Origin of the sequence: Colwellia sp. 75C3 (assembly GCF_002836255.1) — a bacterium.
Lineage (GTDB): Bacteria > Pseudomonadota > Gammaproteobacteria > Enterobacterales > Alteromonadaceae > Colwellia.
The window spans coordinates 13,503-37,329 of record NZ_PJAU01000055.1; the positions used below are offsets into that span (position 1 = coordinate 13,503).

22 protein-coding genes are annotated in these 23,827 nt (G+C 38.0%); 10 read left to right on the forward strand and 12 right to left on the reverse strand.

Features of this window, described 5'->3' with window-relative positions:
* The first annotated feature begins 128 nt into the window (after positions 1-128).
* From CXF85_RS14205 to CXF85_RS14225, 5 genes are all read left to right on the forward strand, one after another.
* Positions 129-818 carry a transporter substrate-binding domain-containing protein gene (locus tag CXF85_RS14205; protein ID WP_157829112.1) on the forward strand — a complete coding sequence of 230 codons (690 nt, stop codon included), beginning with the start codon at positions 129-131 and terminating at the stop codon, positions 816-818.
* A 564-nt stretch (positions 819-1,382) separates the two neighbouring features.
* The gene (locus tag CXF85_RS14210) at positions 1,383-2,150 is read left to right on the forward strand and encodes a TetR/AcrR family transcriptional regulator (RefSeq protein WP_101229322.1); all 768 of its coding nucleotides are present in this window, start codon (positions 1,383-1,385) and stop codon (positions 2,148-2,150) included.
* 132 nt (positions 2,151-2,282) lie between these two features.
* Entirely contained in the window at positions 2,283-4,631 is a 2,349-nt protein-coding gene (locus CXF85_RS14215; protein WP_101229323.1) for an efflux RND transporter permease subunit, read from the forward strand.
* Positions 4,632-5,005: 374 nt separating this feature from the next.
* Complete coding sequence (locus tag CXF85_RS14220; protein ID WP_101229324.1) at positions 5,006-5,815, forward strand: outer membrane lipoprotein-sorting protein; 810 nt, start codon at positions 5,006-5,008, stop codon at positions 5,813-5,815.
* Between the two features lie 4 nt (positions 5,816-5,819).
* Positions 5,820-7,070: a hypothetical protein gene (locus tag CXF85_RS14225; RefSeq protein ID WP_101229325.1), complete on the forward strand. Its 1,251-nt coding sequence runs from the start codon at positions 5,820-5,822 to the stop codon at positions 7,068-7,070.
* An 89-nt stretch (positions 7,071-7,159) separates the two neighbouring features.
* On the opposite strand, the gene CXF85_RS14230 is transcribed toward CXF85_RS14225, so the two are convergent.
* Both CXF85_RS14230 and CXF85_RS14235 read right to left on the reverse strand, forming a co-directional pair.
* Entirely contained in the window at positions 7,160-8,113 is a 954-nt protein-coding gene (locus CXF85_RS14230) for a histone deacetylase family protein (protein WP_101229326.1), read from the reverse strand.
* Between the two features lie 213 nt (positions 8,114-8,326).
* Positions 8,327-10,177: a GNAT family N-acetyltransferase gene (locus tag CXF85_RS14235; protein WP_101229327.1), complete on the reverse strand. Its 1,851-nt coding sequence runs from the start codon at positions 10,175-10,177 to the stop codon at positions 8,327-8,329.
* A 240-nt stretch (positions 10,178-10,417) separates the two neighbouring features.
* On the opposite strand from CXF85_RS14235, the gene CXF85_RS14240 reads away from it, so the two are divergent.
* From CXF85_RS14240 to CXF85_RS14250, 3 genes are all read left to right on the forward strand, one after another.
* Positions 10,418-11,053 (forward strand): sulfotransferase, encoded by a 636-nt coding sequence (locus tag CXF85_RS14240; protein WP_101229328.1) that lies wholly within the window; start codon positions 10,418-10,420, stop codon positions 11,051-11,053.
* Positions 11,054-11,186: 133 nt separating this feature from the next.
* Positions 11,187-11,759 (forward strand): tRNA-(ms[2]io[6]A)-hydroxylase, encoded by a 573-nt coding sequence (locus tag CXF85_RS14245; protein WP_101229329.1) that lies wholly within the window; start codon positions 11,187-11,189, stop codon positions 11,757-11,759.
* 513 nt (positions 11,760-12,272) lie between these two features.
* Entirely contained in the window at positions 12,273-12,938 is a 666-nt protein-coding gene (locus tag CXF85_RS14250; protein WP_101229330.1) for a DUF1707 SHOCT-like domain-containing protein, read from the forward strand.
* 79 nt (positions 12,939-13,017) lie between these two features.
* On the opposite strand, the gene CXF85_RS14255 is transcribed toward CXF85_RS14250, so the two are convergent.
* The 5 genes from CXF85_RS14255 to CXF85_RS14275 form a co-directional block, all read right to left on the reverse strand.
* The gene (locus CXF85_RS14255; RefSeq protein WP_101229331.1) at positions 13,018-13,533 is read right to left on the reverse strand and encodes a DUF1697 domain-containing protein; all 516 of its coding nucleotides are present in this window, start codon (positions 13,531-13,533) and stop codon (positions 13,018-13,020) included.
* Between the two features lie 220 nt (positions 13,534-13,753).
* Positions 13,754-14,638, reverse strand: coding sequence for a LysR family transcriptional regulator (locus CXF85_RS14260; RefSeq protein ID WP_101229332.1), 885 nt, complete (start codon positions 14,636-14,638; stop codon positions 13,754-13,756).
* A 122-nt stretch (positions 14,639-14,760) separates the two neighbouring features.
* The gene (locus tag CXF85_RS14265; protein ID WP_101229333.1) at positions 14,761-15,591 is read right to left on the reverse strand and encodes a sulfite exporter TauE/SafE family protein; all 831 of its coding nucleotides are present in this window, start codon (positions 15,589-15,591) and stop codon (positions 14,761-14,763) included.
* A 249-nt stretch (positions 15,592-15,840) separates the two neighbouring features.
* A complete protein-coding gene (locus tag CXF85_RS14270; protein ID WP_101229334.1) occupies positions 15,841-16,899 on the reverse strand; it encodes a methionine synthase in 1,059 nt (352 codons plus the stop codon).
* A 36-nt stretch (positions 16,900-16,935) separates the two neighbouring features.
* Positions 16,936-17,931: a DUF1852 domain-containing protein gene (locus CXF85_RS14275; RefSeq protein WP_101229335.1), complete on the reverse strand. Its 996-nt coding sequence runs from the start codon at positions 17,929-17,931 to the stop codon at positions 16,936-16,938.
* A 620-nt stretch (positions 17,932-18,551) separates the two neighbouring features.
* Between CXF85_RS14275 and CXF85_RS14280 the strand changes: the two genes are divergently transcribed.
* Both CXF85_RS14280 and CXF85_RS14285 read left to right on the forward strand, forming a co-directional pair.
* Complete coding sequence (locus CXF85_RS14280; protein ID WP_101229336.1) at positions 18,552-18,962, forward strand: acyl-CoA thioesterase; 411 nt, start codon at positions 18,552-18,554, stop codon at positions 18,960-18,962.
* A 98-nt stretch (positions 18,963-19,060) separates the two neighbouring features.
* Complete coding sequence (locus CXF85_RS14285; RefSeq protein WP_033081615.1) at positions 19,061-19,405, forward strand: YajD family HNH nuclease; 345 nt, start codon at positions 19,061-19,063, stop codon at positions 19,403-19,405.
* Positions 19,406-19,448: 43 nt separating this feature from the next.
* Here CXF85_RS14285 and CXF85_RS14290 read toward each other — a convergent pair whose 3' ends face one another.
* From CXF85_RS14290 to CXF85_RS14310, 5 genes are all read right to left on the reverse strand, one after another.
* Positions 19,449-19,652 carry a hypothetical protein gene (locus CXF85_RS14290; RefSeq protein WP_101229337.1) on the reverse strand — a complete coding sequence of 68 codons (204 nt, stop codon included), beginning with the start codon at positions 19,650-19,652 and terminating at the stop codon, positions 19,449-19,451.
* A gap of 46 nt (positions 19,653-19,698) precedes the next feature.
* The gene (locus CXF85_RS14295) at positions 19,699-19,935 is read right to left on the reverse strand and encodes a hypothetical protein (protein ID WP_101229338.1); all 237 of its coding nucleotides are present in this window, start codon (positions 19,933-19,935) and stop codon (positions 19,699-19,701) included.
* A 68-nt stretch (positions 19,936-20,003) separates the two neighbouring features.
* Complete coding sequence (locus tag CXF85_RS14300; protein ID WP_101229339.1) at positions 20,004-21,275, reverse strand: MFS transporter; 1,272 nt, start codon at positions 21,273-21,275, stop codon at positions 20,004-20,006.
* 64 nt (positions 21,276-21,339) lie between these two features.
* Entirely contained in the window at positions 21,340-22,140 is an 801-nt protein-coding gene (locus CXF85_RS14305; RefSeq protein ID WP_101229340.1) for a ribonuclease H family protein, read from the reverse strand.
* 201 nt (positions 22,141-22,341) lie between these two features.
* Positions 22,342-23,703 carry a DUF3422 family protein gene (locus tag CXF85_RS14310; protein ID WP_232771209.1) on the reverse strand — a complete coding sequence of 454 codons (1,362 nt, stop codon included), beginning with the start codon at positions 23,701-23,703 and terminating at the stop codon, positions 22,342-22,344.
* Positions 23,704-23,827 lie beyond the last annotated feature (124 nt).

Genomic DNA, 23,827 nt, shown 5'->3' on the forward strand with positions numbered 1-23,827 from the left:
TATTCAACTAATTGATCTTTTAGGCAGAGGAGAGAAGTATTCAATATTGTCAAAATAGATATCCATTTTTTTCTAGCATCAAAGTGTACTGTACGATACTTTTACTTTTTTATTCAGTAACTCTTTCAGTGTTTTCCAAACAACCTGATAAATTCACAATGGCCTTTGAGGTCAATCCTGAGGCCAATGTACGCTACAAGTTCTATGCATTACTCTACACAGAAGCTTTTAGCCGACTAGGTATTGAATTTAATTACACCATTTGTCCGCTAAAGCGTTGTTCTTACATGTCTAATTTAGGGCAAGTAGACGGCGAGCCACAAAGGATCTATAACTACCATGAAAGTTATCCTAACTTAATCAGAGTTGAAGAGCCTATAATGAGGACTCAAGTTGCTATTTATTCCCTGAGCGAGCTAAAACGTTATGATAGTTGGGATAGTTTATCAGGTTTGCTTGAGCGTATTGACTATGTTCGAGGTGCAAAAAATACACAGTTACAATTAGAACATAGGGTTAATGGTAGCCAATTGTCTACAGTCACAACGACTTATCAAGGGATAATGAAATTAAAATTACGTAGAACAGACTTATTTATTGACCTTAAAAGCCGCGTAGATGCCTTGTTATCGACTGAGAAGCTTAAAGGAGTAGATATTAAGCAAGTTGGTATATTAGATGAGCATAATTCATACCCATTTATAAATAAAAAACATACCTCACTTGCACCTAAACTTGCAGATGTTTTATTTCAGCTAAAATCTGAGGGTGTATACGATAGGCTAAAATACCAAGCATCATTAAAATCTGAATATTGAACAAATTTACCTAATGCGGCCTGACCAGAACAAAACTAACATTAATAGTAATGTTTTTTTACAAAGCGTCTTTTTTATCGGACGGGCTGTCTATTATGTAGTAAACACCAACGGTAGCAAAGCAGCAAAATACACTCTAATTATAAAATCCTTAGGCGGCTATTGATTATCAGTTGATCTAAGAACAACTAGCAGATAATGTCAGCAAAGCTCAGCAAGAAGTCATAAAAACGAAATATTGAAATGTCAGCAATCGTATCTAAGTGAACATAAATCGGCCTAATTTTGAGGGCTAATTTAGGTCAGTAATGTGGCTTGAGTTCAAATGCGGATGTACCTTCCTCAATATAATCTATTTTAGAGCAGATTAAACAACTCTCCATGTTTTACCTAAAATGCTAACAATAAGTGTCCGCATTAATATCGCCCCTTGAACCCTATTAGAATGGTCAAATAATGCGCCATGTACATTTGGGTTACATTTATATTGACAAGGTTTACAATGCAGTTCATTATGTGACGAAACGTCAGTGACGATTCGTCACAACTGTATGAGTTAACCTTATGACACCACCTAAGCTACTTGATGAAACCGCACTTAAAGAAAGAGAGTTGTTAATAATCAACTCAGCTGTGCTGCTTATTCAGCAAAATGGCATTGAAAACCTCACCATGGATAAAGTGGTCGCTCAAGTACCTTTTTCAAAAGGCACTGTCTATAAACACTTTATTGGTAAAGAAGATTTACTCTTAGCCATTGGTAATTATTCCATTGAAGTTTTAGGCGATTTATTTTATCGCGCATACCAATTCAAAGGCTGTGCACGTTCACGTATGCTGTTATTAAACTTCTCTTATCTTATCTATGCGATTTTATATCCAGCACTTTTTCAATGTGTTATGTGTGCTAAATCGCCGAATGTAGCGGGAAAATCAAGTGAAAAACATATTCATGAGGGTGAACGGTTAGAAGTTAAGTTAATGACTTCCATTCACGGCATTGTAGAAGACGGTTTAAATGATAATAGCTTGGCACTTCCTATGAAAATGGATATACAGCAATTATGTTTTAGCAATTGGTCTATGGCTTATGGCGCTATTACCTTGCTTTCAGGTGAAGTGGAACAGTGTAGCGGGAGAACTAATCTCATTGTAGAGCGTGAACTGTTTAACCTAAGTAATATGTTATTCGACGGTATGGGTTGGAAACCGCTAACGAAAGATAGTAGCCATTGTGCAGAATTACAAATCGCTTTAGCGGAATTATTTCCGCAAGAGTTAGCACAAATCAAGACAAAAGGGCGTGAACTAAACTTTGGTAGTTTTAGTTAGCCTCTTCTTAGTAAACCAGATAATAAAAGTGTGCGGTAATTAACCGCATTTTTTTGACAGATAAGGTGACGATTCGTCATCTAAAAGACTCTTCATTAATGAACATAAATTTATACTATAAGGAGATTAGCAATGAGAGACAAACTCTATAATTTTGTCGGCAAAAATCCATTTTGGGTAATACTAGTTTGTATTACTTTCGCTATGGTAGCTGGTATAGGAGCACAAAAGTTAGAATTTAAAAATGACTATCGTGTTTTCTTTAGTGAAGAAAACCCACAATTAACCGCTTTTGAGTCGATGCAAAAAGTTTATGCCAAAAGTGATAATGTTTCGTTTGTTGTCGTACCAAAAGATGGCAATGTTTTCACAGCTGAACATTTAGCAGCGTTAAAGACATTAACCAAAGAAAGTTGGCAAGTACCTTATTCAACACGTGTTGATTCAGTCACTAATTTTCAATACACCTATGCTGAAGAAGATGACATGATTGTTGAAGATCTCGTCATGTCTACTCAGAATTTAACCAGCGATAAGCTTGAAAAAATTAAACAGATTGCGATCAGTGAGCCTTTACTGGTTAATAAAATAATATCTAAAACAGGTCATGTGTCTGTTGTTAACGTTACTGTGCAATTACCGGGTATTGATCCGATGGCAGAAACGCCTGAAGTTGCTACCAGCGTACGTGCTATTCAAGCGAAATTTTTAGCTGAGCACCCAGATGTTGAAGTTTATCTCTCGGGCATGATCATGATGAACACGTCATTTGGTGAGGCGTCAATTAGTGATGGTTCAACGCTTATTCCTCTGATGTTTCTTGTGGTCATTGTTACTATTGGGCTATTGCTTAGAACCATTACCGGTACTATCTCCACGGTACTTGTCATTATTATGAGCATTGTTACTACCATGGGGCTTGCCGGTTGGTTAGGTTTTTATCTAACAGGACCCTCATCATCAGCACCAACAATGATAATGACCTTAGCCGTAGCGGATTGTATTCACATATTAACTTCAATGTTTTATGAGATGCGTCAAGGCGCTGATAAACGTACCGCCATTGCTCGTAGTATCAAAATCAACTTGCAACCTATCTTTTTGACCAGTATTACTACCGCTATTGGCTTTTTAAGCATGAACTTTTCTGATTCACCGCCGTTTAGAGATTTAGGTAATTTAGTCGCTATTGGCGTGATGTTAGCGTTTGTATTTTCTATTACTATTTTCCCGGCATTGTTAACGGTGTTACCAGTGCGAGTGAAAAAGCAATCTGAACATAAGAAAGATATTATGGCTAAATTGGCAGACTTTGTTATTGCCAAACGTAAAGCTTTATTACCTTTAACCAGTGTTTTGATTGTCGCGTCAGTAATGTTCATTCCTAACAATGAACTCAATGATGATTTTGTTAAATATTTCGATGAAACGGTGCCATATCGCGCAGCAACGGATTATATGCAAGAAAATTTATCTGGCATGATGGTTGTTGAAATCTCAGTGAAAACGGGTGAATCAAGTGGTATTAACAACCCTAAGTACCTAAATAGTGTCAGTGACTTTAGTGATTGGTTACGTGCTCGCCCTGAAACGGATCATGTTAATACGATTACTGATACCTTAAAGCGTCTAAATAAGAATATGCACGGTGATGATCCTAGTTGGTATAAATTGCCAGACAGCCAGGAAATGTCGGCGCAATACTTATTATTGTATGAAATGTCATTACCTTATGGTTTAGATTTAAATAACCAATTAGACGTGGATAAATCTTCATCAAGAATTGTCGCGACCTTTAAAAACATGACCAGTAATGAACTGATTAATGTTGAAGAAGACATGATTGAGTGGTTTGCCAAACACGCACCACAGTACGAAGTTGATTTTGCTAGCCCAAGCTTAATGTTTGCTCATATAGGTCAACGCAATATTATTAGCATGCTTATTGGTACAACACTGGCGTTAATATTAATCTCTATTTTATTGGGTGTCGCACTTAAAAGCTGGCGCTTTGGTTTGATTAGTTTATTGCCAAACTTAGCACCAGCAGCGATTGCCTTTGGTCTTTGGGGCTTACTTAGCGCGCAAGTCGGTTTAGGTTTATCGGTAGTGATTGGTATGACTTTAGGTATTGTTGTTGACGATACCGTGCACTTTTTAAGTAAGTATCTTCATGCGAGACGTGACAAAAATGCCAACCCAAAAGAAGCGGTACATTATGCTTTTGATAATGTTGGACGCGCTTTATGGGTCACTACCTTTGTATTAGTTGCCGGCTTTACGGTACTGGCACAATCATCATTTAAAATGAATGCTGATATGGGCTTCTTAACCGCGCTCACCATTTTCATTGCACTTGTCGTTGATTTCTTATTCTTACCACCATTACTAATATTGCTTGATAAAAGTAAAAATAAAGTGAATGAAAGTACTGATGCTGTGGTTGATGCACCAATTAAAAAGGCGATTGAAGCGGTTTAAATACGCTAGGCCTAACAAGTAAACTTGTCAGCAGAACTTGTTGATAAGTTTGCTTATACCAATTTAATTAAATTTCTTTCCAACACAGAGCTGTACTAAATGTTCAATAACAAGGCAAATTTGTTTAGGTCTAGTCATTCTAAACCAAATGAATTCAACGATGTTAGTGGTCATTGAGTAAGCTCCCATAGGGCGAGTTTAAAGGGTTCATAGGCGGCGTTATTGATTTTGACAAGGGAATAACCATTCTCTTCAATCAATGCCTTGCCTCTAAACCCTTTAACTCTCGCTGAGTGGGAATGAACTTAATCAACTTGGTATTATACTATTAAAGTTTTACAAAAAATTTAATAACAGTTTTATAAGGATTTACTATGTTAACTAAAAAAATATTACTCAGTGCCGTAATAATGGTCAGCGCGTTAAGTTTGACACTTGTCTCAAATGCTTCTTTTGCCTTAAGCGCAGAAGAACAAAAAGGCTCAGACATCTCAGTGGAAGCCAAAAAACGCGATCTAGGCTGGCAAGACAGCACCGCTGATATGCAGATGTTGTTACGCAACAAGCAAGGGCAAGAAAGTATTCGTGAAATAAAAATGAAATCGTTAGAAGTAGATAATGATGGCGATAAGAGCCTTACTATTTTTAATAAGCCACGTGATGTTAAAGGCACTGCATTTTTAAGCTTTTCTCATCCCGTTGATGCTGACGACCAATGGTTATTTTTACCTGCACTAAAGCGTGTGAAGCGTATTTCATCACGTAATAAGTCAGGGCCTTTTATGGGTTCAGAGTTTGCTTTTGAAGATTTAAGTTCGTTCGAAGTAGAAAAATACAGTTATAAATATCTTGGTGTAGAAGAAGTTAATGGCTTAACAAATTTTAAAGTTGAGCAATATCCTGTGGATGAAAACTCAGGCTATACTCGCCGTATCGTATGGCTTGATACCTTAGAATATAGAATTAATAAAATTGATTTTTATGATCGCAAAAACTCATTACTTAAAACGCTAACCTTTAGTGATTATAAGCAATATTTAGCTAAGCATTGGCGTGCTGATAAACAAGAAATGATCAATCATCAAAATGGTAAAAGCACTGAGTTAAAGTGGAGTAACTATGATTTTAAAACAGGTTTAACTGACAGTGACTTTAACCGTAACTCATTAAAACGAGCGCGCTAAGCAGATGAAATTTTCGTTAGATACAGGCAAGCTAAAGCGATCAGTAACCGCTATCGCAGTATGCACGGGCATACTGCTTAGCAATTCGTTGCAGGCAAGTGATGTTGAATTTGAAGCCTCGGGTAATATTGCACTAGAGCAGCGTTATTTTTTTGATGACGCGCTTCATTCTGAGCAATTAAGTCATAGTCAAACCTCTTTCTCGGTTGAGCCTGAGCTCTATTGGCAGTGGAATGATGGTAGTGACAGTCTTTTATTTACACCTTTTTATCGCGTAGACAGTCATGATTCACAGCGTACTCACGGTGATATTCGAGAGTTAGCTTATATACATGCCAGTGATGATTGGGAGTTACGCCTTGGTATTCGCAAAGAATTCTGGGGTGTGACTGAGTTTCAACACCTGGTTGATGTGATTAATCAAACCGATGGTGTTGAAGATTTTGATGGTGAAGACAAGTTAGGCCAGCAAATGGTCAACTTATCATTAGTGAATGATTGGGGCATTGTTGATGTGTTTTTATTGCCCGGTTTTCGAGAAAGAACCTATGCGGGTAGCGAAGGGCGTTTACGTGGACCCTTAGTCGTTGATGAAGACAATGTTAACTATGAATCCTCAGCAGGGCAACAGCACCTTGATGTAGCTTTACGTTGGTCACATAGTGTTGGTGACTTTGACCTAGGTGCTTCTTGGTTTCATGGAACCAATCGTGAAGCTTATCTAACGCCTACTGCGCAGAACACCTTGCAACAAGCTTCTTTACAGCAATATTATAGCCAAATGGATCAACTCGGTGTCGATGTACAAGCTACCTTAGGTGACTGGTTATGGAAGTTTGAAGGCATACATCGCAGTACAAGTTTGGAAGACTTTTGGGCAAGCCAAGCGGGTTTTGAATACAGTTTTGTTGGTGTGTTTGAATCGAATATAGACTTAGGTTTATTGATGGAACATAGCTGGGATTCACGTGGTGAAGTAGCACTTGGCGCGCAAGGTTCATTAATGCAGAATGATTTGTTCGTCGGGGCTAGGTTGGCCTTTAACGACATGCAAAGTAGTGAGCTATTAATGGGCTTTGGTAGTGACTTAGATCACAATGCCTTTAGTTTTATTATTGAAGCAAATCGACGCTTTGGTGATAACTTTATTGCCAGTGTTGATGTACGATTATTACAAAGTAATGATGAAAATGACTTACTTTATACCTTAAGTAATGATGACCATGCACAGGTATCTTTGGCTTGGTATTTCTAGCTGATATAGCATTTTAAATATAAAAGCCGACAAGTTATAACACTTGTCGGCTTTTTTATTGGTGTGGATCTACATAGAGTGTTCGCTAATTAATTACCAATCAAACCATTGATATGAGCAACGACACTTCTGCCTAACGCACTTGGTGCATAACCACCTTCAAGTACTGATACAATGCGACCTTCACTATATTCATTAGCGATAGTTTTTAGTTCATCAGTGATCCAGCGATAATCCGCTTCAGTTAAACTCACCTGTGACATATCATCTTCAATGTGGGCATCAAAACCAGCCGAAATAATGATTAATTCCGGCTTGAATTTATGTAAGGCCGGTAACCAATGCGCGGTTAACTTTTCACGGAACTGCTCACCTTTAGTTGTTGCCGCTAAAGGTACATTGATAATAGGCGGTGTATCACTTTCTTCAATTTCAAAAGGATACAGTGGGTATTGATAACTGGAGCAAAATAAGTAGCCTTTATCGTCTTCGGCTGTCGCCTTAAAGTGATTTTTTATAATATCTTCAGTACCGTTACCGTGATGCACATCAAAGTCGACAATAGCAACACGTTTTACGCCATATTTTTTCTTTGCGTAAGCAGCAGCAACGGCTACGTTATTGAAAAAACAAAAGCCCATACCTTTATCATGTTCTGCGTGATGTCCTGGTGGTCTTGTCGCACAAAATGCAGAACCTAAAGTACCCTCCATGACTAAATCCACCGCATCAACAGCTGCTCCTGCGGAATATAAAATAGAGGTGAGTGTTTTTGCATTCATCACTGAATCTTCACCAACGGTAAAGTTTTCTTCACCCTCACTAGGCGCATTATCAAAAACAAAATCTATATGTTTTTGTGTGTGTGCTAAGGCTAATAAGCCTTTATCAATCGGTTTCGAATCAAACTGACGGACTACGTAATCTAAGCCACTACGAATTAATTGGTCTGAAATAGCGGTTAAGCGCTTACCATTTTCCGGGTGATGGTCACCCATGTCATGTTCGCCACATTTATAGTGGCCTATTATTCCAACTGGCATAATCATTCTCTTTTTTTGTTAGTGACCATTCATCTTGTTGCGCTATGACGTAATTAAGGCGTCAAAAGTACTCATTGAACTTTTCTTTAAAAGAAGTCAACTCAGTGCTTTTTCCTTTTACTTGAACGCTAACACTTAAAGTTGAATGGTCACTGCATATTCAACTCGTTTTCGCTTTTTTCAAGTCACATATCAGATATGTGGTTGTTAACTCTAAGTTGTCACTTCACTGAGTGGTAGCTTTAAACTTATTTCATCAAAATCTTCACTTGGCTGGCGCACAAAGCCTGAGCGCTCAAACACTTTAAGCATTGAGGCATTATCTTGTCGTACACAAGCGACTAAGCTATCTAGTTTTCGAATTTTAGCGATAGCAATCATTTCACCTAATAAGGTGCTTGCCATGCCGCGACCACGTAGACTTTCTTTAATAACAAAGGCTACTTCGCCACTATTGATGCTTTCAATAAAGTAATATCTCGCTACCGCTTGAATGGCTTCACCCAAAGAATCTTTTTTGGTAAAACATAACGCAAGATCAATATGCTGATTTACGCTGACCAAATTACACGATTTTTCCCGCGTCATTTGAGTAATATGATGGTTGTAACGCATCATCAAGGTTTCTTTATTATGGGAATAGAAAAATTCTTGTAGCTTACGTTCATCAGCCGGCGCTAAAGGGCGCAAGATGTAATTAACATCGGCAAAATTAAAGCGTTTCATTTCTATGGTACCTAATTCAGGTACTGAACTTGGCGAGCTTTCTTGGTACTCAGGTACCCAATAATGCTTACGCACATCGCTAAGTAGTTGCTCTCTAAATTTAGGATGGGCAATTTTAATCAACTCTAAGGCACGCTCTCGAATACTTTTACCTTGCAGCGAGGCAATACCAAACTCTGTCACCACATAAGAAACATGACCACGTGAGGTCACTACGCCGCCGCCTTCAGTAATATGCGCAACAATGCGTGATGTTTTTCCATCCCTTGTCGTTGAGGGAAGGGCGATAATGGGTTTACCGCCTTTACTCAACGAAGCGCCGCGGACGAAATCAACTTGTCCGCCAATACCACTGTAGAACTGATAACCGATAGAGTCTGAAACCACCTGACCCGTTAAATCGACTTCAATTGCACTATTAATAGAAACCATATTGTCGTTTCTAGCAATTTTCACAGGTGAGTTAACATGCTCAGAAGGATAAAATTCAATATGAGGATTACCATCAACAAAATCATAAACTTTTTGAGTACCGATACAGAAAGTGACTACGGCTTTGCCTTTATGATAGGTTTTTTTACGGTTATTGATAACCCCTTTGAGCATCAGGTCAATGACACCGTCGGAGATCATTTCACTGTGAATACCTAAATCTTTGTGGTTACCTAAATAACGTAATACCGCTTCAGGGATCTTACCTATACCTATTTGTAACGTTGCGCCATTCTCAATTAACATGGCAACATACTGGCCTATTTGCTCAGTACGGCGATCAACTTCTGGTGGTATTACTTGTGGCAAGTCTTGCTCGACATTTATCCATGCATGAATTTGATTTACATGGACAAAGCTATGGCCATTGGTACGTGGCATTTTAGGGTTTATTTGTGCAATAACATATTTTGCTGCTTTTACCGCAGCAGAAACAATATCTACACTAACGCCTAAAGAACAATAACCGTATTCATCAGGTGGACTCACCATAATAAGGGCGGCGTCGAGCGGTAAGCTATTTTCATTGAATAAGCGTGGTACATCGGAAATAAAACAAGGGGTATAATCACCACGACCCTCAGCAATGGCTTCACGAATATTTTTACCGCCAATGAATAGGCTATTTACCTTAAATAAATCTTTATGTTCAGGCTTAGCCCAGACATTCTCAGACAATGTTAAAATATGGACGGTTTCAATATCATGTAGGCCCTGACTATTGGCTATCAAATCATCGATTAAGGCATTAGGTACAGCGGCATTGGAGCCGATAAAGATACGATTACCAGACTTTAAGTAATCTCCCCATTTGACGCTATCACGCTGCTCATCTTGTGCTGTCATGAATTTTCCTTGGCTACTGTCTTTGTTATAATGTACTTGGTATGTACTCAGTATGCTCTCATAAATAAGGCATTTATTGATCACTGTCAAATGTGTGTTTGTTAAATGGCTAAATAAGTTATAATTGCTTGTTTTTCGCAAGGTATTCGTTTTATTTTACGGCTATTTTATTACTACTTAACTGATATGTTAGTTTAATATTTTTACAGTATTCATTTCATCTTTAAAAGGCTTAATTTCGTGTCGATAGAAAAGATTTTTATTATTGGTTTACCTAGAACGGCAACCACTAGTGTTTGCTTGGCCATGTTAGAGCAAGGTTTTAAAACTGCGCATAATGCCTATACCCAAGATGCCTTTTCACAAGCGCAAGTATTAGCGGATACGCCGATTTTTTGTGATTACCAAAAATTAGATAAACACTTTCCCAACAGCAAGTTTATTTACCTCACCCGATCACCTGAAAGATGGTTGCCGTCTATCAGGCAATTATTACAGCGTATGATGGTAAACTTACAACGGTCAGATGGTGGTTTTAATCCACATTTAAAACGTTGTTATAATGAAGTTTTTTTTCCTCTTACCGATGATAACCTTAACAGTGATGAGTTTTTACTTAACTGTTATAACCGACATCAGCAAGGCATTGAAGAATACTTTCAAAACAGAGCACAAGATTTGCTTACCATTGATGTTAGTGATGAAAAAAGTTACCTGAAAATGTTAGCTTTTCTTAATATTGACAGTGCTAATGCGAGAGAGGGCGGTTTTAAACAAATTAATCTAGGCGGTAAAGTAAAAGCCTGGCAAGGTCTTCATAATAAGTTAAAAGTAGAGTCTACCAATAAAGGTAAAATTGATAAGTTACTTTATTAGCCATCTGTATCAAGTAGAGGTGGGGTTAACTATTGTAGAGTGAAAATTTCACAGGTAAGATCACGCCAATTGTGCTATTTAAATAGCGAACGAGACTTCCATTAAATAAATATCGTTTTAGAGAGTAGTAAATATGTTTGAATTAAAACACCACACGGGTCAAGATTGGGTTGATGCCGTTATGGCTGACTTTGGTCATTTTTTACAAGACCATGCCGCCGCTGAGAAAAAAGCCTCGGGTATGGCGATGGCAATGTTATCTCATTATCCAGACAAAGCTAAATTGGTTCGTGCTATGACAGATTTAGCGATTGAAGAACTTATTCATTTCAAGCAAGTTTTAAAGTTACTTATTGCCCGCGACATCACTTTAGGCCAAGATAAAAAAGATCCCTATATCAACCAGCTACGTGCCTTATTTCGTAACGGTAGCAGTTTCTTTTTAATGGATAGATTGCTAGTTGCGGCAGTAATCGAAGCGCGTGGTTATGAGAAATTCTGGTTAGTTTCACAAGCGTTACCTGAAGGGAAAGATCAAGATCTTTATGTCGCTATTGCAAACTCAGAAGAAAAGCATAAAAACTTATTTGTTGAGCTGGCGTATGAGTATTTTGACAAAGCAGAAGTTGATCAGCGTTTAGAAGAGATTCTAATTACTGAAGCTGAAATCTGTGCAGGGCTACCTATTCGCGCAGTGCTTCACTAAATAGTTACTTATCTTATTCGTGTATCGCAAAATTAAGGCGTCTATACCCGTAACCATTCAAAGTGCACTCTGAAACTTGCATCTTGATTGATTACGGGTATTAGATACTCATTGACTAGCGTCAACTCCGTGCCTTTTTCTTTTAATTGAGCGATACACTTTTAAGTTAAGCCACTATATTATCTTTATTGGATCAGAGCTAACTATAAAGTTTTTAACTGTTTAGTTTCTGAATTAACAATCCAAACCTAATCCAAGGTTGAAGTACTTTTTATAACATTATTTTTCTAAAAAATTTGTTATATCTCCTAAACTTGACTCTATTATATCCCCCCTGATTTTAGTCAAAATAACCAGTTAATTGTATTTTTATCATTCGCTATTCTGCTTTGTTTTTCAACTTGTTGTATTTTATCGTTAATATTGTTGGCATTGTCATTGCTACTGTATTTGTTACAGTATTACTCATATGTAAATAAGTAATAAATAACTTATAAGAACAGGGAAAGTAAAATGACCGTTACTCTAACAGATAGACCCATTGAAACCGTTCGTAGTGAAGTGATTGATCAATTGATCATGAATTATAGCCATGGCGAGTTATCTTATGAGGCTTTTGAACGTCGTTTAGACCAAGCCATGGAGTTGGCCAACCATCAAGATTTAGTGGATCTAACAAGCGACTTACCCTTAGCGGTTGATAAAGCGTTTGTGGAAAGTAAAAAACAAGACTTAGCACCTAATTATGTTGCTGGTGAAGCTGAAGAATTGGATTATATGGTTAATATCTTTAGTGGTAGTAACCGTGGCGGTGTCTGGAGAGTAGCTAAAGAAACACGCTATTTAAGTATATTCAGTGGTACTGATATTGATTTTACCGATGCTCAGTTTAGCCAAGAAGTGGTACGCATTAAAATGTTTAGCCTATTTAGTGGTGATACTATTTATGTACCTGAAAATGTCAATGTAGTATCAAAAGCGTTCTGCATCTTTGGCAGCATTGATAATATAGCGCCAAGTCAAACAAGAACATCAACGGTAAATCAAAATAGTGCTAGTAGACCGACCATTATTATAGAAGGTTTCTCTATTTTCAGTGGCGTTAGTATTAAAGTTAAACGTAGTATGAAAGAGCGCTTTGTTGAGCTAGCAGATGGTTTGAAAAAGATGTTTTCGTAATGAATGTTTTTTAGCCAACATTAAATATGAAACAAACCTGTCGCTAATTAAAAGGCTCTACGTAATAGTAGCGCCTTTATTATTTCCCTAACATAGTGATGATTTTCTTTGCTGTGTTTAAATTTCGACCTGTTGCGGATTGACCTAAACAAGCTTCTATATTGGCGACAAGTTTAGAGCGGCCAATACCCACTGGGGCATGTAAGTAAAACACTTTATCTTTTACAAAATAGACTTCAGAACCCGCAAGATATTTAGCCATTTTTTCTTGGTTTAGCGCAATAACATGATGGCAAAAGTAAAAGTGGACAAACTTTCCTTCAAAGGTCTGATAGGGATTATTTGTTAAGGCCATTGAAAATTCATCTTCATGCAAAGTAAATATATTAGGTGAGAAGCCGAAGTTATCTAGCACTATTTTTGTAATAGCTTCAGTAGGATCACTAGCGCTTTTTAACACGACATTACCACTTTGAATATAAGATGAAACATCTTCAAAATGCTTCTGCTCTAGTAATGGCACTAACGCTTTCATCGGTAATAAGTTTTTACCCCCGACATTAATTCCCCTGAACAAGACAATATATTTCTTCATTGTTTACCCTAAAATCAAGACAATTAAATACGCTTAGCGGAAGGTAGCGACTCGTTAAGCCTAACGTCCGTTCAAGAAAACAGTTGTCGTTAGAAAAACACTTACCATGGCGCATTTGAGCGTTCAAGAGACAGTTACCTAGATTAGTGGCAAGTTTACCTTATTCTCTATCGCAGGCGTTTAATTTTTATTCAGCCCCCCGAAAGGCCACGCTAATTGATCATTTTGTGTTTTTAGCTTGAGCAATGAAATCGTTTAAGTAGTCAAGATGCTGATCGGTCTTGCGAATACCGACAAAAATCTGTTTATTAATACCTTTCTCTCCAAAACGAAGACTCTTGATAGGCATTGATTTTGCGTATTCATCTACTAACCAGCCCGGCAAAGCACAAATACCTCGACCAGCGGCAACCATCTGTAACATGATCTCAGTTGTTTCAATGTTTGTGTGTTTCTTTACCGAACACTTTGCTGGATTAAGAAATTGACTAAAAATATCGAGTCTCAGGGGCTCAACAGGGTAACTAAACAGTACTTCTTCGCTGAGTTGCTCAGGTAAGACAAAATCTTGCTTGGCAAGTTTGTGAGACGCGGAAACGACCAGTCTATGTTCATAGTCAAAAACGGGTATGTAGTCTATTTTAGGTTTAAATAGCGGATCTGGTGTAATAAGTACATCTATCTCGTAGCTGAGTAATGCACCTAAAGCGCCAAATTGGAACTCCTGTTTCACGTCCATATCAATGGCTGGCCATTGCTCAAGATAAGGCTGAATTACTCTAAGTAGCCATTGATAACAAGGATGGCACTCCATTCCAATTCGTAGCGATCCCATTTCACCTTTTGCAATTTGATTCAATAATAATTCAGTGTGTAAAAACTGAGGCAATACTCTATTAGCAAGCGTTTGAATGCGTTCTCCAGCGGCGGTAAGACGCAAATTTCGACCGTCTTTTTTCCATATCGGAGTACCAATTTTACCTTCTAATTTTTTGATACTGTGACTTAATGCAGATTGAGATAAGTGCAACGAATCAGCAGCTTTAGTCAGGGTTCCATGCTCTTTTATTGCCGTTAGTATTTCTAAATGAATCCTTTCTAACACCGGTTAACTCCTCGCTTTAATGATGAACTTGTTTGATTGATGAGTGCAGTTCATTTTATCAATCAAACAAGTTCATTTACAATTATCATTTACTGTTTAACAAGCATTTATAGGGATTTAATCTATAAGAAAAGTTGCGCCAACATACGTAAGCCAGTAAATAGTAATACCAAGGCAAAGATTTTTTTCAGTTTTACCGCATCTAATTTTGCTGCCAGTGATGCCCCTACCGGTGCGAATAGTACCGTTAGCGGCACAATACAAATGAAGGCAAATAGATTGACTAAGCCAAATGTGCCCGCTGGTGCATCGGTTGGTGTACTACCCAAGGTCAACATTGTTAGCGCACCTGGCAACGAAATGATTAACCCTATTGCCGCAGCTGTGCCAATGGCCTTGTGGGTGGGATAATTATATAGGGTGAGTAGTGGAACCGAGAGTGTGCCGCCGCCGATCCCTACCATAGAACTGAAAAATCCAATGGATGCCCCCATAACTGTTTGTCCTGTTGCATTAGGTAGTTTTGGGTACAGAGCAGATTTCCCCGTTCGGAGCAGCATGTTTAGTGCCGATAAAACCGCTATCACCCCAAACAACATCGCAAGCACAGTACCTTCAACGCGAGTCACTAACCAGCTACCAGCCAATACTCCCATAAGAATAAATACAGCCCAACGTTTGAGCAGGTCAAAATCAACATTACCTTTTTGATTGTGAGAACGAATTGAACTAATGGACGTTGGTACTATGGTGGCCAGTGAGGTTGCTGTCGCAATTAGCATCGCAGATTCTGGTGATACGCCAAAGCTCTGGAACAAGAAAAATAGCACAGGTACGATGACGATACCGCCACCTACGCCTAACAAACCAGCTAAAATTCCTGCGAATACACCTGTGACAACCAATGCTAAAAAGGGTGAGATATTATTTGTTATAACTTCAATGATATTCATTAATGACTACTTCTATTTTTAACATGCTGATGGAGTTTACTCATGAAATAGTGGTAAACGTCATCTTCGAAGTCTCTGATCGAAGATCCATTGCTCTTTAGACACATCAAACCCGATAAACATACTATGGGGATCACGATCCAGAGCCAAGTGCTTAGGCATGATTTTTAATAACGGCAATGACCTTACTATCAATTCAAGAGGCCATTACAAACAGTTAAAAAGTATGCCCCTATTTTTTAGGCATTATTATATTGATTCGTTACTGATGGAGAGTTCCTTTCGGATTATTTCTGCACCTGCAGTTAACGCATTTAACTTCCCTCTTGCTACGTCACGAGATAAAGGGGCCATGCCACAGTTGGTGCAAGGATAAAGCTTGTCGGCATCGACAAACTTAAGTGCTTTTCGTAGGGTATCTGCTACTTCCTCAGGTGTTTCAATGGTATCGGTTGCGACATCTATTGCCCCTACCATTACTTTTTTACCACGAATGAGTTCAAGTAACTCCATTGGAACATGAGAGTTGTGACATTCTAGTGAGATAATATCGATAGTAGATTTTTGCAGTTTGGGGAAAGCTTCTTCATATTGTCGCCACTCTGACCCTAACGTTTTTTTCCAATCGGTATTCGCTTTGATACCATAGCCGTAGCAAATATGTACAGCCGTTTCACACTTAAGTCCTTCAATTGCTCTCTCTAAACAAGCAATACCCCAATCATTAACCTCATCAAAAAATACATTAAATGCAGGCTCATCAAATTGGATAATATCAACACCTGCCGCCTCTAATTCTTTGGCTTCTTGATTGAGAACTTTGGCAAACTCCCAAGCAAGTTCTTTCCGACTTTTATAATGATCATCATAAAGCGTATCTATCATTGTCATGGGACCAGGCAGAGCCCATTTAATAGGTTGCTTAGTTTGCTGACGTAATAACTTGGCATCTTCAACAAAAACTGGCTTTTGGCGACTAACAGGGCCAACGACCGTTGGGACACTTGCATCATAACGATCACGAATTTTAACGGTTTTACGTTTCTCAAAATCAACACCGTTGAGGTGCTCAATAAACGTAGTAACAAAATGCTGCCGCGTTTGCTCGCCATCGCTGACAATATCAATACCTGCTTGTTGCTGATCTTGTAATGATAAACGTAAAGCATCGTGTTTACCGTCAGTTAGTTCCTCTCCTTGTAATTTCCAAGGTGACCAAAGAGTCTCAGGTTGTGCAAGCCAAGAGGGTTTAGGCAAGCTGCCTGCTGTTGAAGTAGGTAATAGTACCTTAGGAGTATTAGTTTTCATGATAAAGATGCCGTATATTTTAAATTAATTATTGAACTAAGCTATTGAACTAAGCTCTTGAACGTAGTTAGCTGACCATTGCTCAAGAACAGTTTGGTGCGGTTTAATGAAGTGTTCCTCAGTAAATTTAGCCTGCTCTGTAGCTAATTGGCCACGCTCTTCTCGATCATAAACAATTTGAGTTAGTGAATGATCTAGGTTCTTTAAATTTGGTTGATAAGATTTTCCTGCAACAGCATTAGCGTTATAAATCTCAGGTCGGTATATTTTTTGAAAAGTTTCCATTGTGCTAATAGTGCTTATCAGCTCAAGGCTAGTGTAATCATTCAATAAATCACCAAAGAAATAGAAAGCCAAAGGCGCAACACTATTTGGCGGCATAAAATAACGAACCTGTAAGCCCATTTTTTTGAAATATTGCTCAGTTAAAGAAGATTCATTTGGCTGGTATTCAACACCTAATACCGGATGCTGATTTTCAGTTCGATGATAGGTCTTAGTATCAGAAACACTGAGACATATAACGGGTGTTTTATTAAAGTTTTGTTTGTAAACATTTGAATTCACAAAAGACTGAAAGAGTTTTCCATGGAGTTCACCAAAGTTATCTGGAATGCTAAATTTCGGTTGGTCTTTATTATGCTCTTGCAGTAATACACTAAAATCATAATCTCGGACATAAGAGGAGAAATTATTCCCTACAATACCTTCAATACGCTTGTTCGTTTGGTGATCTACAATATTCGTTTTCAATATTTCAATCGATGGGAAGGCCTGACCGTTGTCTTCAATATCCATATCAACAGAAATGATTTCAAGTTCGACAGAATAACGGTCTGCTTTGGGGTTATCCCAATTAGCCAAGGCATTAAAACTATTATCAATCATCTTTAAAGCGTTGCGTAAGTTCGCTTGACGGTAACTTCCTCTGGCCAAGTTAGCGAAGTTGGTCGTGATACGCGTCTTGTCTGAGGGGTGATAATTTTCATCGAGACAAATGCTCTTAATAGTAAAGGTAAAGTTTGTATTCATTGTGATACGTATCCTATTTTCTTAGAAAAATTCTGAATTTATTGTTTGCTCTCTCTCTAGACTTTCCAATCTGCTTTACTGATTTTCTCAGCCAGTAGTCTTCACCGTATTTTTTGGTTTATGCTAAAGGCTAAACTGTAATATTGTCTAAAGTTAAAAGCAGAGTGTATTTTATACTTGGTTCGTTATATGAATAAAATTGATTTTATTTCATTGATATATGAGGTTTGCTCATGGATCTTACTGTTCGTAGGCTTGGTAACATTTCTACCAGTCATTCGGGGTTATACGATCACTTGGAATTATTCAAATGCGAGTATGACTGCACATTTACCTGCTTCTATTTAAGTTGATTATTTGATGTCTTAATGAGGTTGGCTTTATGGTATTAGTGATTGTGCTGGGGGGAATGTAAAATTAGAGGCAGCATAAACCGTAACAAATAAGTTAATTATTCTCACTTGGTGACGTATTTCTCATTATTTATGACGATCAGCGCAGAAATAATAAAACGGAATAAAGATAACGGCACATCAATTAGAGTTAATGCTCAGCTGTTGATGTAAGAAGTGCTATAATAGGTCATACCACTTTAATATACATTTACCTTAAGGCTTTTTATGCGCTTTCTTTCCCGTCGTCTTGTTATGCCAAACGATTTAAACTATGCCAACTCTCTATTTGGTGGTCGTGCCCTAGAATGGATTGATGAAGAAGCGGCTATTTACGCTATTTGCCAGTTAGAAACTAATTGCCTGGTGACTAAACATATTGGTGAAATTAGTTTTGAGTCTCCAGCAATGCAGGGAGATGTGGTTGAATTTGGCTTAGTGACTAAAAAGGTAGGGCGCACGTCTATTACCGTTACTTGCTTAGTACGTAATAAAGCCACTAAAAAAACCATCTGTTTGGCGGATGATATCGTTTTTGTACAAGTGGATCCTGAATCACGTTTACCGATCCCACATGGAAAAACGCTGGAAGCATTGGAAACGCAAACTAAAGTAGAAATAAATACCCTTAATATGTAGTTTTTGTTTCTTGACCGCTATTGCTAAGCACTAGTGTTGCTAAGTAAGGTGCTTAGCAATACACTAGCTATATAACTTATTTACCGTCCTTTATTATTATGTCCTCAGATCGCTTTGGCACTAGTGCCAACTACAAACAACAAGAAAAAGGTTATCGTGACCGTGCATTAAAATTATTCCCTTGGGTATGTGGCCGTTGTGCACGTGCTTTTGAATTTTCTAACTTGAGAGAGTTGACCGTACATCATATGGATCACGATCATACTAATAATCCAAATGACGGCAGTAACTGGGAATTGTTATGTATCTATTGTCACGACAACGAGCATGCCAAATATACAGACCATGCTAATTATAAAACTGAAGTGAAAGCTGGCGATACCAACCAAGATACCGCCACCTATAATCCATTCGCGGATTTAAAATCGATGTTAAAGAAGTAGTTAATACCACCTCAGAATTACGCCTGGGGTTTTGTAACTACTTCTACACGTCTTCCTGAGTGAGATACTGTTCATACCCTGAAATGCCAAAAAAACGAACTGATTTTTTTAGTTTGATTTTTTTGGCAATTAGCAGTTCATCACAATACACTTTCACGACTTGTTTCTCGCCATTACTGTCAGTGTCATAATCATGTTTACTATTGAGCCTAAGATTATCAAACTCAGTTTTCATAATTAATTTCATTGTTTAAATACTCCGTCAAAAATAAAAACTTAGCTAATAAATAGTCTTATAGCTTATTAATATCTTTTTGAACTTGATAGCCTTCATCAGTCACAATGGTTTCAAGTACTTGAATACGTTCATTCAATGCCTGTATTTCTTTTATTAGCTCATCAGTTTTGTCATCTGCGTTGTTATTATGTTCGATTGTTTTTTCTTTGAATTCTAAGTGTTTGTTAAACATTTTATATAAAACAACTGATACTACGCAAACAATCACAACTACCATAGTTGTACCATTCATAAATAATTCCTTTTTTTATTGTTAATATTAATAGTAATCTTAAGGTTACAGACAATACAGTTTAACGATTACACTAACTGTTTTTTTACTTTCAATGGCAATTTCTTCTCATGTCGATGGTAAAAACTGACCACAATAAAGAGTAATATAATAAAGGGTAAACTGGTTACCACAACCCAATGCCAACCCGCATTAAACAATACCCAACCCGCTAATAATGACGCGGCGGCTTGAAAGCCAAACAAGATAAAGTCATTGGTTGCTTGCACTTTATGACGCTCGCTGGCGTGATAACTTTGCGGTAATAACGAGGTACCAGTTAAGAATAAGAAATTCCAACCAATGCCCAATAAAATAAGTGCCCACCAGTAGTGCATTACTTCATGACCGGATAACGCAATAAAGGCAACTATCGCATAAATTAACGTACCAATTAACATAAGCCCTTTTAGCTTTACGTATTTTACTAACCATGGGGTAAATAATGAAGGTAAGTACATGGCAGCAATATGGCTTTGAATAACCCACTTTGTTTCTTGCAGGCTGTGGCCTTGCATATGATGCATGCTAATCGGCGTTGCGGTCATTAAATAACTCATTAACGCAAAACCTATGGTAGCGGTACACACAGCAATTAAAAAGATGGGCTGTTTCGCAATAACTTTTAACTCTCTTGCCTCACCAACAACTTCATTTCCATTCACCGGCGGGTTTTTAAAGAGGGTCATCATTAACATTGCACAGAGAATAAAGGGAACGAGTAATAAGAAGGAGCCAGCATAGCCGTGTGGTGACGCTAGCCACTCTTTACCTACTACGGCGATTTCAGGTCCCAAAAAGGCGGCAAATACACCACTAAGCATTAATATCGATAATATTTTAGGAACATCATCAGCATTTAAGCTACTTTCAATAGCGGCAAAGCGAAGCTGTTGAATGAACGCTCCGCCGACACCAACTAACAAACTGGCAAAACAAAAGAGCTCAAATAGTGCCAGTTTTGCCGAGGTAATTGCTAAAAAAACCGCAAGTAAAGAGCAACTTAATCCGGTATATATAGCAAACTTTCTGCCTTTGTTTTTAGCTAGCATAGCAGCAGGAATAGAGCCTGCAGCCACACCTAAAATCATTAAGGTAATGGGCAGCGTTGCCAGTGACGGATCATCAGCCATTTTGCTGGATAATATGCCGCCGATAAAAACAATAATAGGTGAAGCGGACATAACTAAAGGCTGTGAAATAAATAATAACCAAATATTTCTCGGCAAGGTAAATATACGAGAAAGTACAAAGGCCGTTAACAATAAAAGCGCGATAGTAATCAGGATATTAATTGGCATATTATTTCAGTTTAGTTTAGGTCAGGTCAGCTTCATTTTTGAGATGTTTAAATAATAGAACCGCTTAGCCAGGTTGCATGGCAAGAATGGCTTTGATATCGATTGTTTGGTCATAACGGATCATGGCTTCTTGTCGTTTAACGCGGGCTATTACGGCCATTCTATCAGACAGTTCGTTACCCTCTATGTTGGCATGACCTTTAACGTGACGAATAGTTATTTTAGTGTGTATGGTTTTATAGAGCGCGTAACATTGCTGTACTAGTGCTAGGTTTTTAATTTCTTCGCCTTTACCACGGGTCCAGCCTTTTGCTTGCCAACCTTTAGCCCACTTAGTAATACAATCAATTGAATACTTTGAATCAGATAATATGCAAATACTCTTTTCGCTATCTTTTGTAATAAAGTGCTGCGCTATTTGGAATGAAGAAAGTAAACCATTTAATTCTGCAGTATTGTTGGTGCCATTGGGGTGATACAAACCGTAATACAAAGAAGTGACTTTACCTAGTTCATAAACTGCAATACCGGTGCCTGATTTTCCAGGGTTAGGTGAACAAGCGCCATCGCAATAAATTTCAATATCACTTGGGCCATTAGGGCTAATAGTGGCTGTTTTACCACTTGCCTTACTCGTCGTTTTACGAGTTGATGTCGGTGCGGTAGTTGTACCACCTTTACTTAATGACCGTTGCATCAATGCTTTGGTATACGTTGAAGCAAACGCTTGGTCTGCGGCACTTTTTGATTCAAAACCCATATATTGAGCATCAGAGCGACCGGCAGTGTGTTGCTGAACTTCAGGCCAAGTAGTAAATACACCCGTTTGGGCGCCTTTCCAGATAACGTAGAATTTTTTACTCATAACGTAATAGCTAACTCTTATTTAAAGATATTTGATGATAAATGTACATAGTGAATAATGTACTTAATTATTAGCATTATCAGCAATAAGTGAGTGCTTAGCTACTAAAAAATAGCAAGATATAAAATTATGTTTATGCAAGTTAATACGTGAACAAAATACCTAGTGTTTTGAGTAAACAGCATCGTTAGCATGTTTGAATTATTGTAATCCTTTCATTAAGCGCCTATGTATCAGACGTGTGCCAACAAATACAGTAACAATAACAATAGGTACAGCAAAGCCACTGACTAGTTCATGGTTATATTTAATACCCAAGGTGGGTAATGACGTTAGCATGGTCTCAAATAATTGCATGCCATAATAACTGATCGCTGCCACGGATAAGCCTTCAACGGTTTGTTGCAAACGCATTTGTACGTGCACACGATGGTTCATTGATTTTAATAAGATTTGATTTTGTTCTTGTAACACCATATCAACCCGTGTGCGTAATAAATCACTAGCACGGGTGACTCTCCTCGAAATATCTTCTAAGTGATTAGCCGCGGTTTGACAGGTTTTAACTGCAGGGGTAATTCTACGCATTAAGAACTCTTGCAAGGTCATATAACCAGGGATTTCTTCTTCTTTTAGTTCGTCCATTCGTTGCAAGGCGACATCGTAATATGCATTAGTAGCAGAAAAACGATAAGTGCTTTGACTACGATAATCTTCTACTTTTGCCGCTATCTTAGATACTTGTGTTAGTAGTTCTCTATCGCTTTTATCAGTGCCTAAGGCTATATAAGTGGTCACTTGTTGCAGTTGTATATCGAGTTGATTCAGTTCACTGTTAATTTCTTGAGCTAAAGGTAAGCCCAGCGTTGCCATTAACCGATAAGTATCGAGTTGTAATAATTGTTGAACTAATCGACCGAGCTGCGCAGCCGATAAGTCTTGTTGGTATATCAGAAAACGGCCAAAACCATCTTCATGTAATTTAAATGAACTCCATACTTTCGCCTGTGAATTTACCGGAGCGCTGGCGATCAATGACATATTGTCAAAAAAATGTTCAACCTTGTGTGTTATAGCTTTATCAATACTTTCAGACTCAATGACTAAGTGAACTGCAGAGATGACTTGACCAGGCATTTTGTCAAACCAATCACTGGGGACATAATCAATCGCATTTTTAATAAAGGGCAGAACAGTTAAGGGCGCTTGATGAATAAAGGTATAGGTGGAATATTCTAAATGGCGTTCCCAACGAAGGCTAAATAAACCAAAGTCTTGATAAAAACAGGGCATTGACTCTGCGGGTGAGTTTACTTGAAATCTATTACATAAAAGTGAGATAAACTCATGCTCTTCTTGCTTTAATTTCCCTTGATGCTGAATTGCAATGTGGGTAAGTTGAGCAGGGGAGGCTATTGATTGAAAAGGTCTGTTGTGTAATTCGTTATAGAGTTTTTCTCGTAGCGGGTGAATTGCTATTTTACTCAATGAGGATAAAGGCAGTACGGTATTTTCAGATAATTCGTTCGATATTAGCTCATTCGATATTAGTTCATTTAGCAATGTACTACCTCTCTCTTTTTTTATATTTTTTATCAGATATATGTATACCCAATCAACCTCAGGATGCAGGATTCAGCTGGAATTATAAACGCCTTTAAGCAAGGCCTTGATTGAAAAGAATGGT

Excerpts from the sequence above, each read along its gene's own strand:
- CXF85_RS14210 (WP_101229322.1), top strand. The coding sequence starts at position 1,383 with ATGACACCACCTAAGCTACTTGATGAAACCGCACTTAAAGAAAGAGAG.
- CXF85_RS14215 (WP_101229323.1), top strand. The coding sequence starts at position 2,283 with ATGAGAGACAAACTCTATAATTTTGTCGGCAAAAATCCATTTTGGGTA.
- CXF85_RS14220 (WP_101229324.1), top strand. The coding sequence starts at position 5,006 with ATGTTAACTAAAAAAATATTACTCAGTGCCGTAATAATGGTCAGCGCG.
- CXF85_RS14225 (WP_101229325.1), top strand. The coding sequence starts at position 5,820 with ATGAAATTTTCGTTAGATACAGGCAAGCTAAAGCGATCAGTAACCGCT.
- CXF85_RS14230 (WP_101229326.1), bottom strand. The coding sequence starts at position 8,113 with ATGCCAGTTGGAATAATAGGCCACTATAAATGTGGCGAACATGACATG.
- CXF85_RS14235 (WP_101229327.1), bottom strand. The coding sequence starts at position 10,177 with ATGACAGCACAAGATGAGCAGCGTGATAGCGTCAAATGGGGAGATTAC.
- CXF85_RS14245 (WP_101229329.1), top strand. The coding sequence starts at position 11,187 with ATGTTTGAATTAAAACACCACACGGGTCAAGATTGGGTTGATGCCGTT.
- CXF85_RS14250 (WP_101229330.1), top strand. The coding sequence starts at position 12,273 with ATGACCGTTACTCTAACAGATAGACCCATTGAAACCGTTCGTAGTGAA.
- CXF85_RS14255 (WP_101229331.1), bottom strand. The coding sequence starts at position 13,533 with ATGAAGAAATATATTGTCTTGTTCAGGGGAATTAATGTCGGGGGTAAA.
- CXF85_RS14265 (WP_101229333.1), bottom strand. The coding sequence starts at position 15,591 with ATGAATATCATTGAAGTTATAACAAATAATATCTCACCCTTTTTAGCA.
- CXF85_RS14270 (WP_101229334.1), bottom strand. The coding sequence starts at position 16,899 with ATGAAAACTAATACTCCTAAGGTACTATTACCTACTTCAACAGCAGGC.
- CXF85_RS14275 (WP_101229335.1), bottom strand. The coding sequence starts at position 17,931 with ATGAATACAAACTTTACCTTTACTATTAAGAGCATTTGTCTCGATGAA.
- CXF85_RS14280 (WP_101229336.1), top strand. The coding sequence starts at position 18,552 with ATGCGCTTTCTTTCCCGTCGTCTTGTTATGCCAAACGATTTAAACTAT.
- CXF85_RS14285 (WP_033081615.1), top strand. The coding sequence starts at position 19,061 with ATGTCCTCAGATCGCTTTGGCACTAGTGCCAACTACAAACAACAAGAA.
- CXF85_RS14290 (WP_101229337.1), bottom strand. The coding sequence starts at position 19,652 with ATGAAATTAATTATGAAAACTGAGTTTGATAATCTTAGGCTCAATAGT.
- CXF85_RS14295 (WP_101229338.1), bottom strand. The coding sequence starts at position 19,935 with ATGAATGGTACAACTATGGTAGTTGTGATTGTTTGCGTAGTATCAGTT.
- CXF85_RS14300 (WP_101229339.1), bottom strand. The coding sequence starts at position 21,275 with ATGCCAATTAATATCCTGATTACTATCGCGCTTTTATTGTTAACGGCC.
- CXF85_RS14305 (WP_101229340.1), bottom strand. The coding sequence starts at position 22,140 with ATGAGTAAAAAATTCTACGTTATCTGGAAAGGCGCCCAAACGGGTGTA.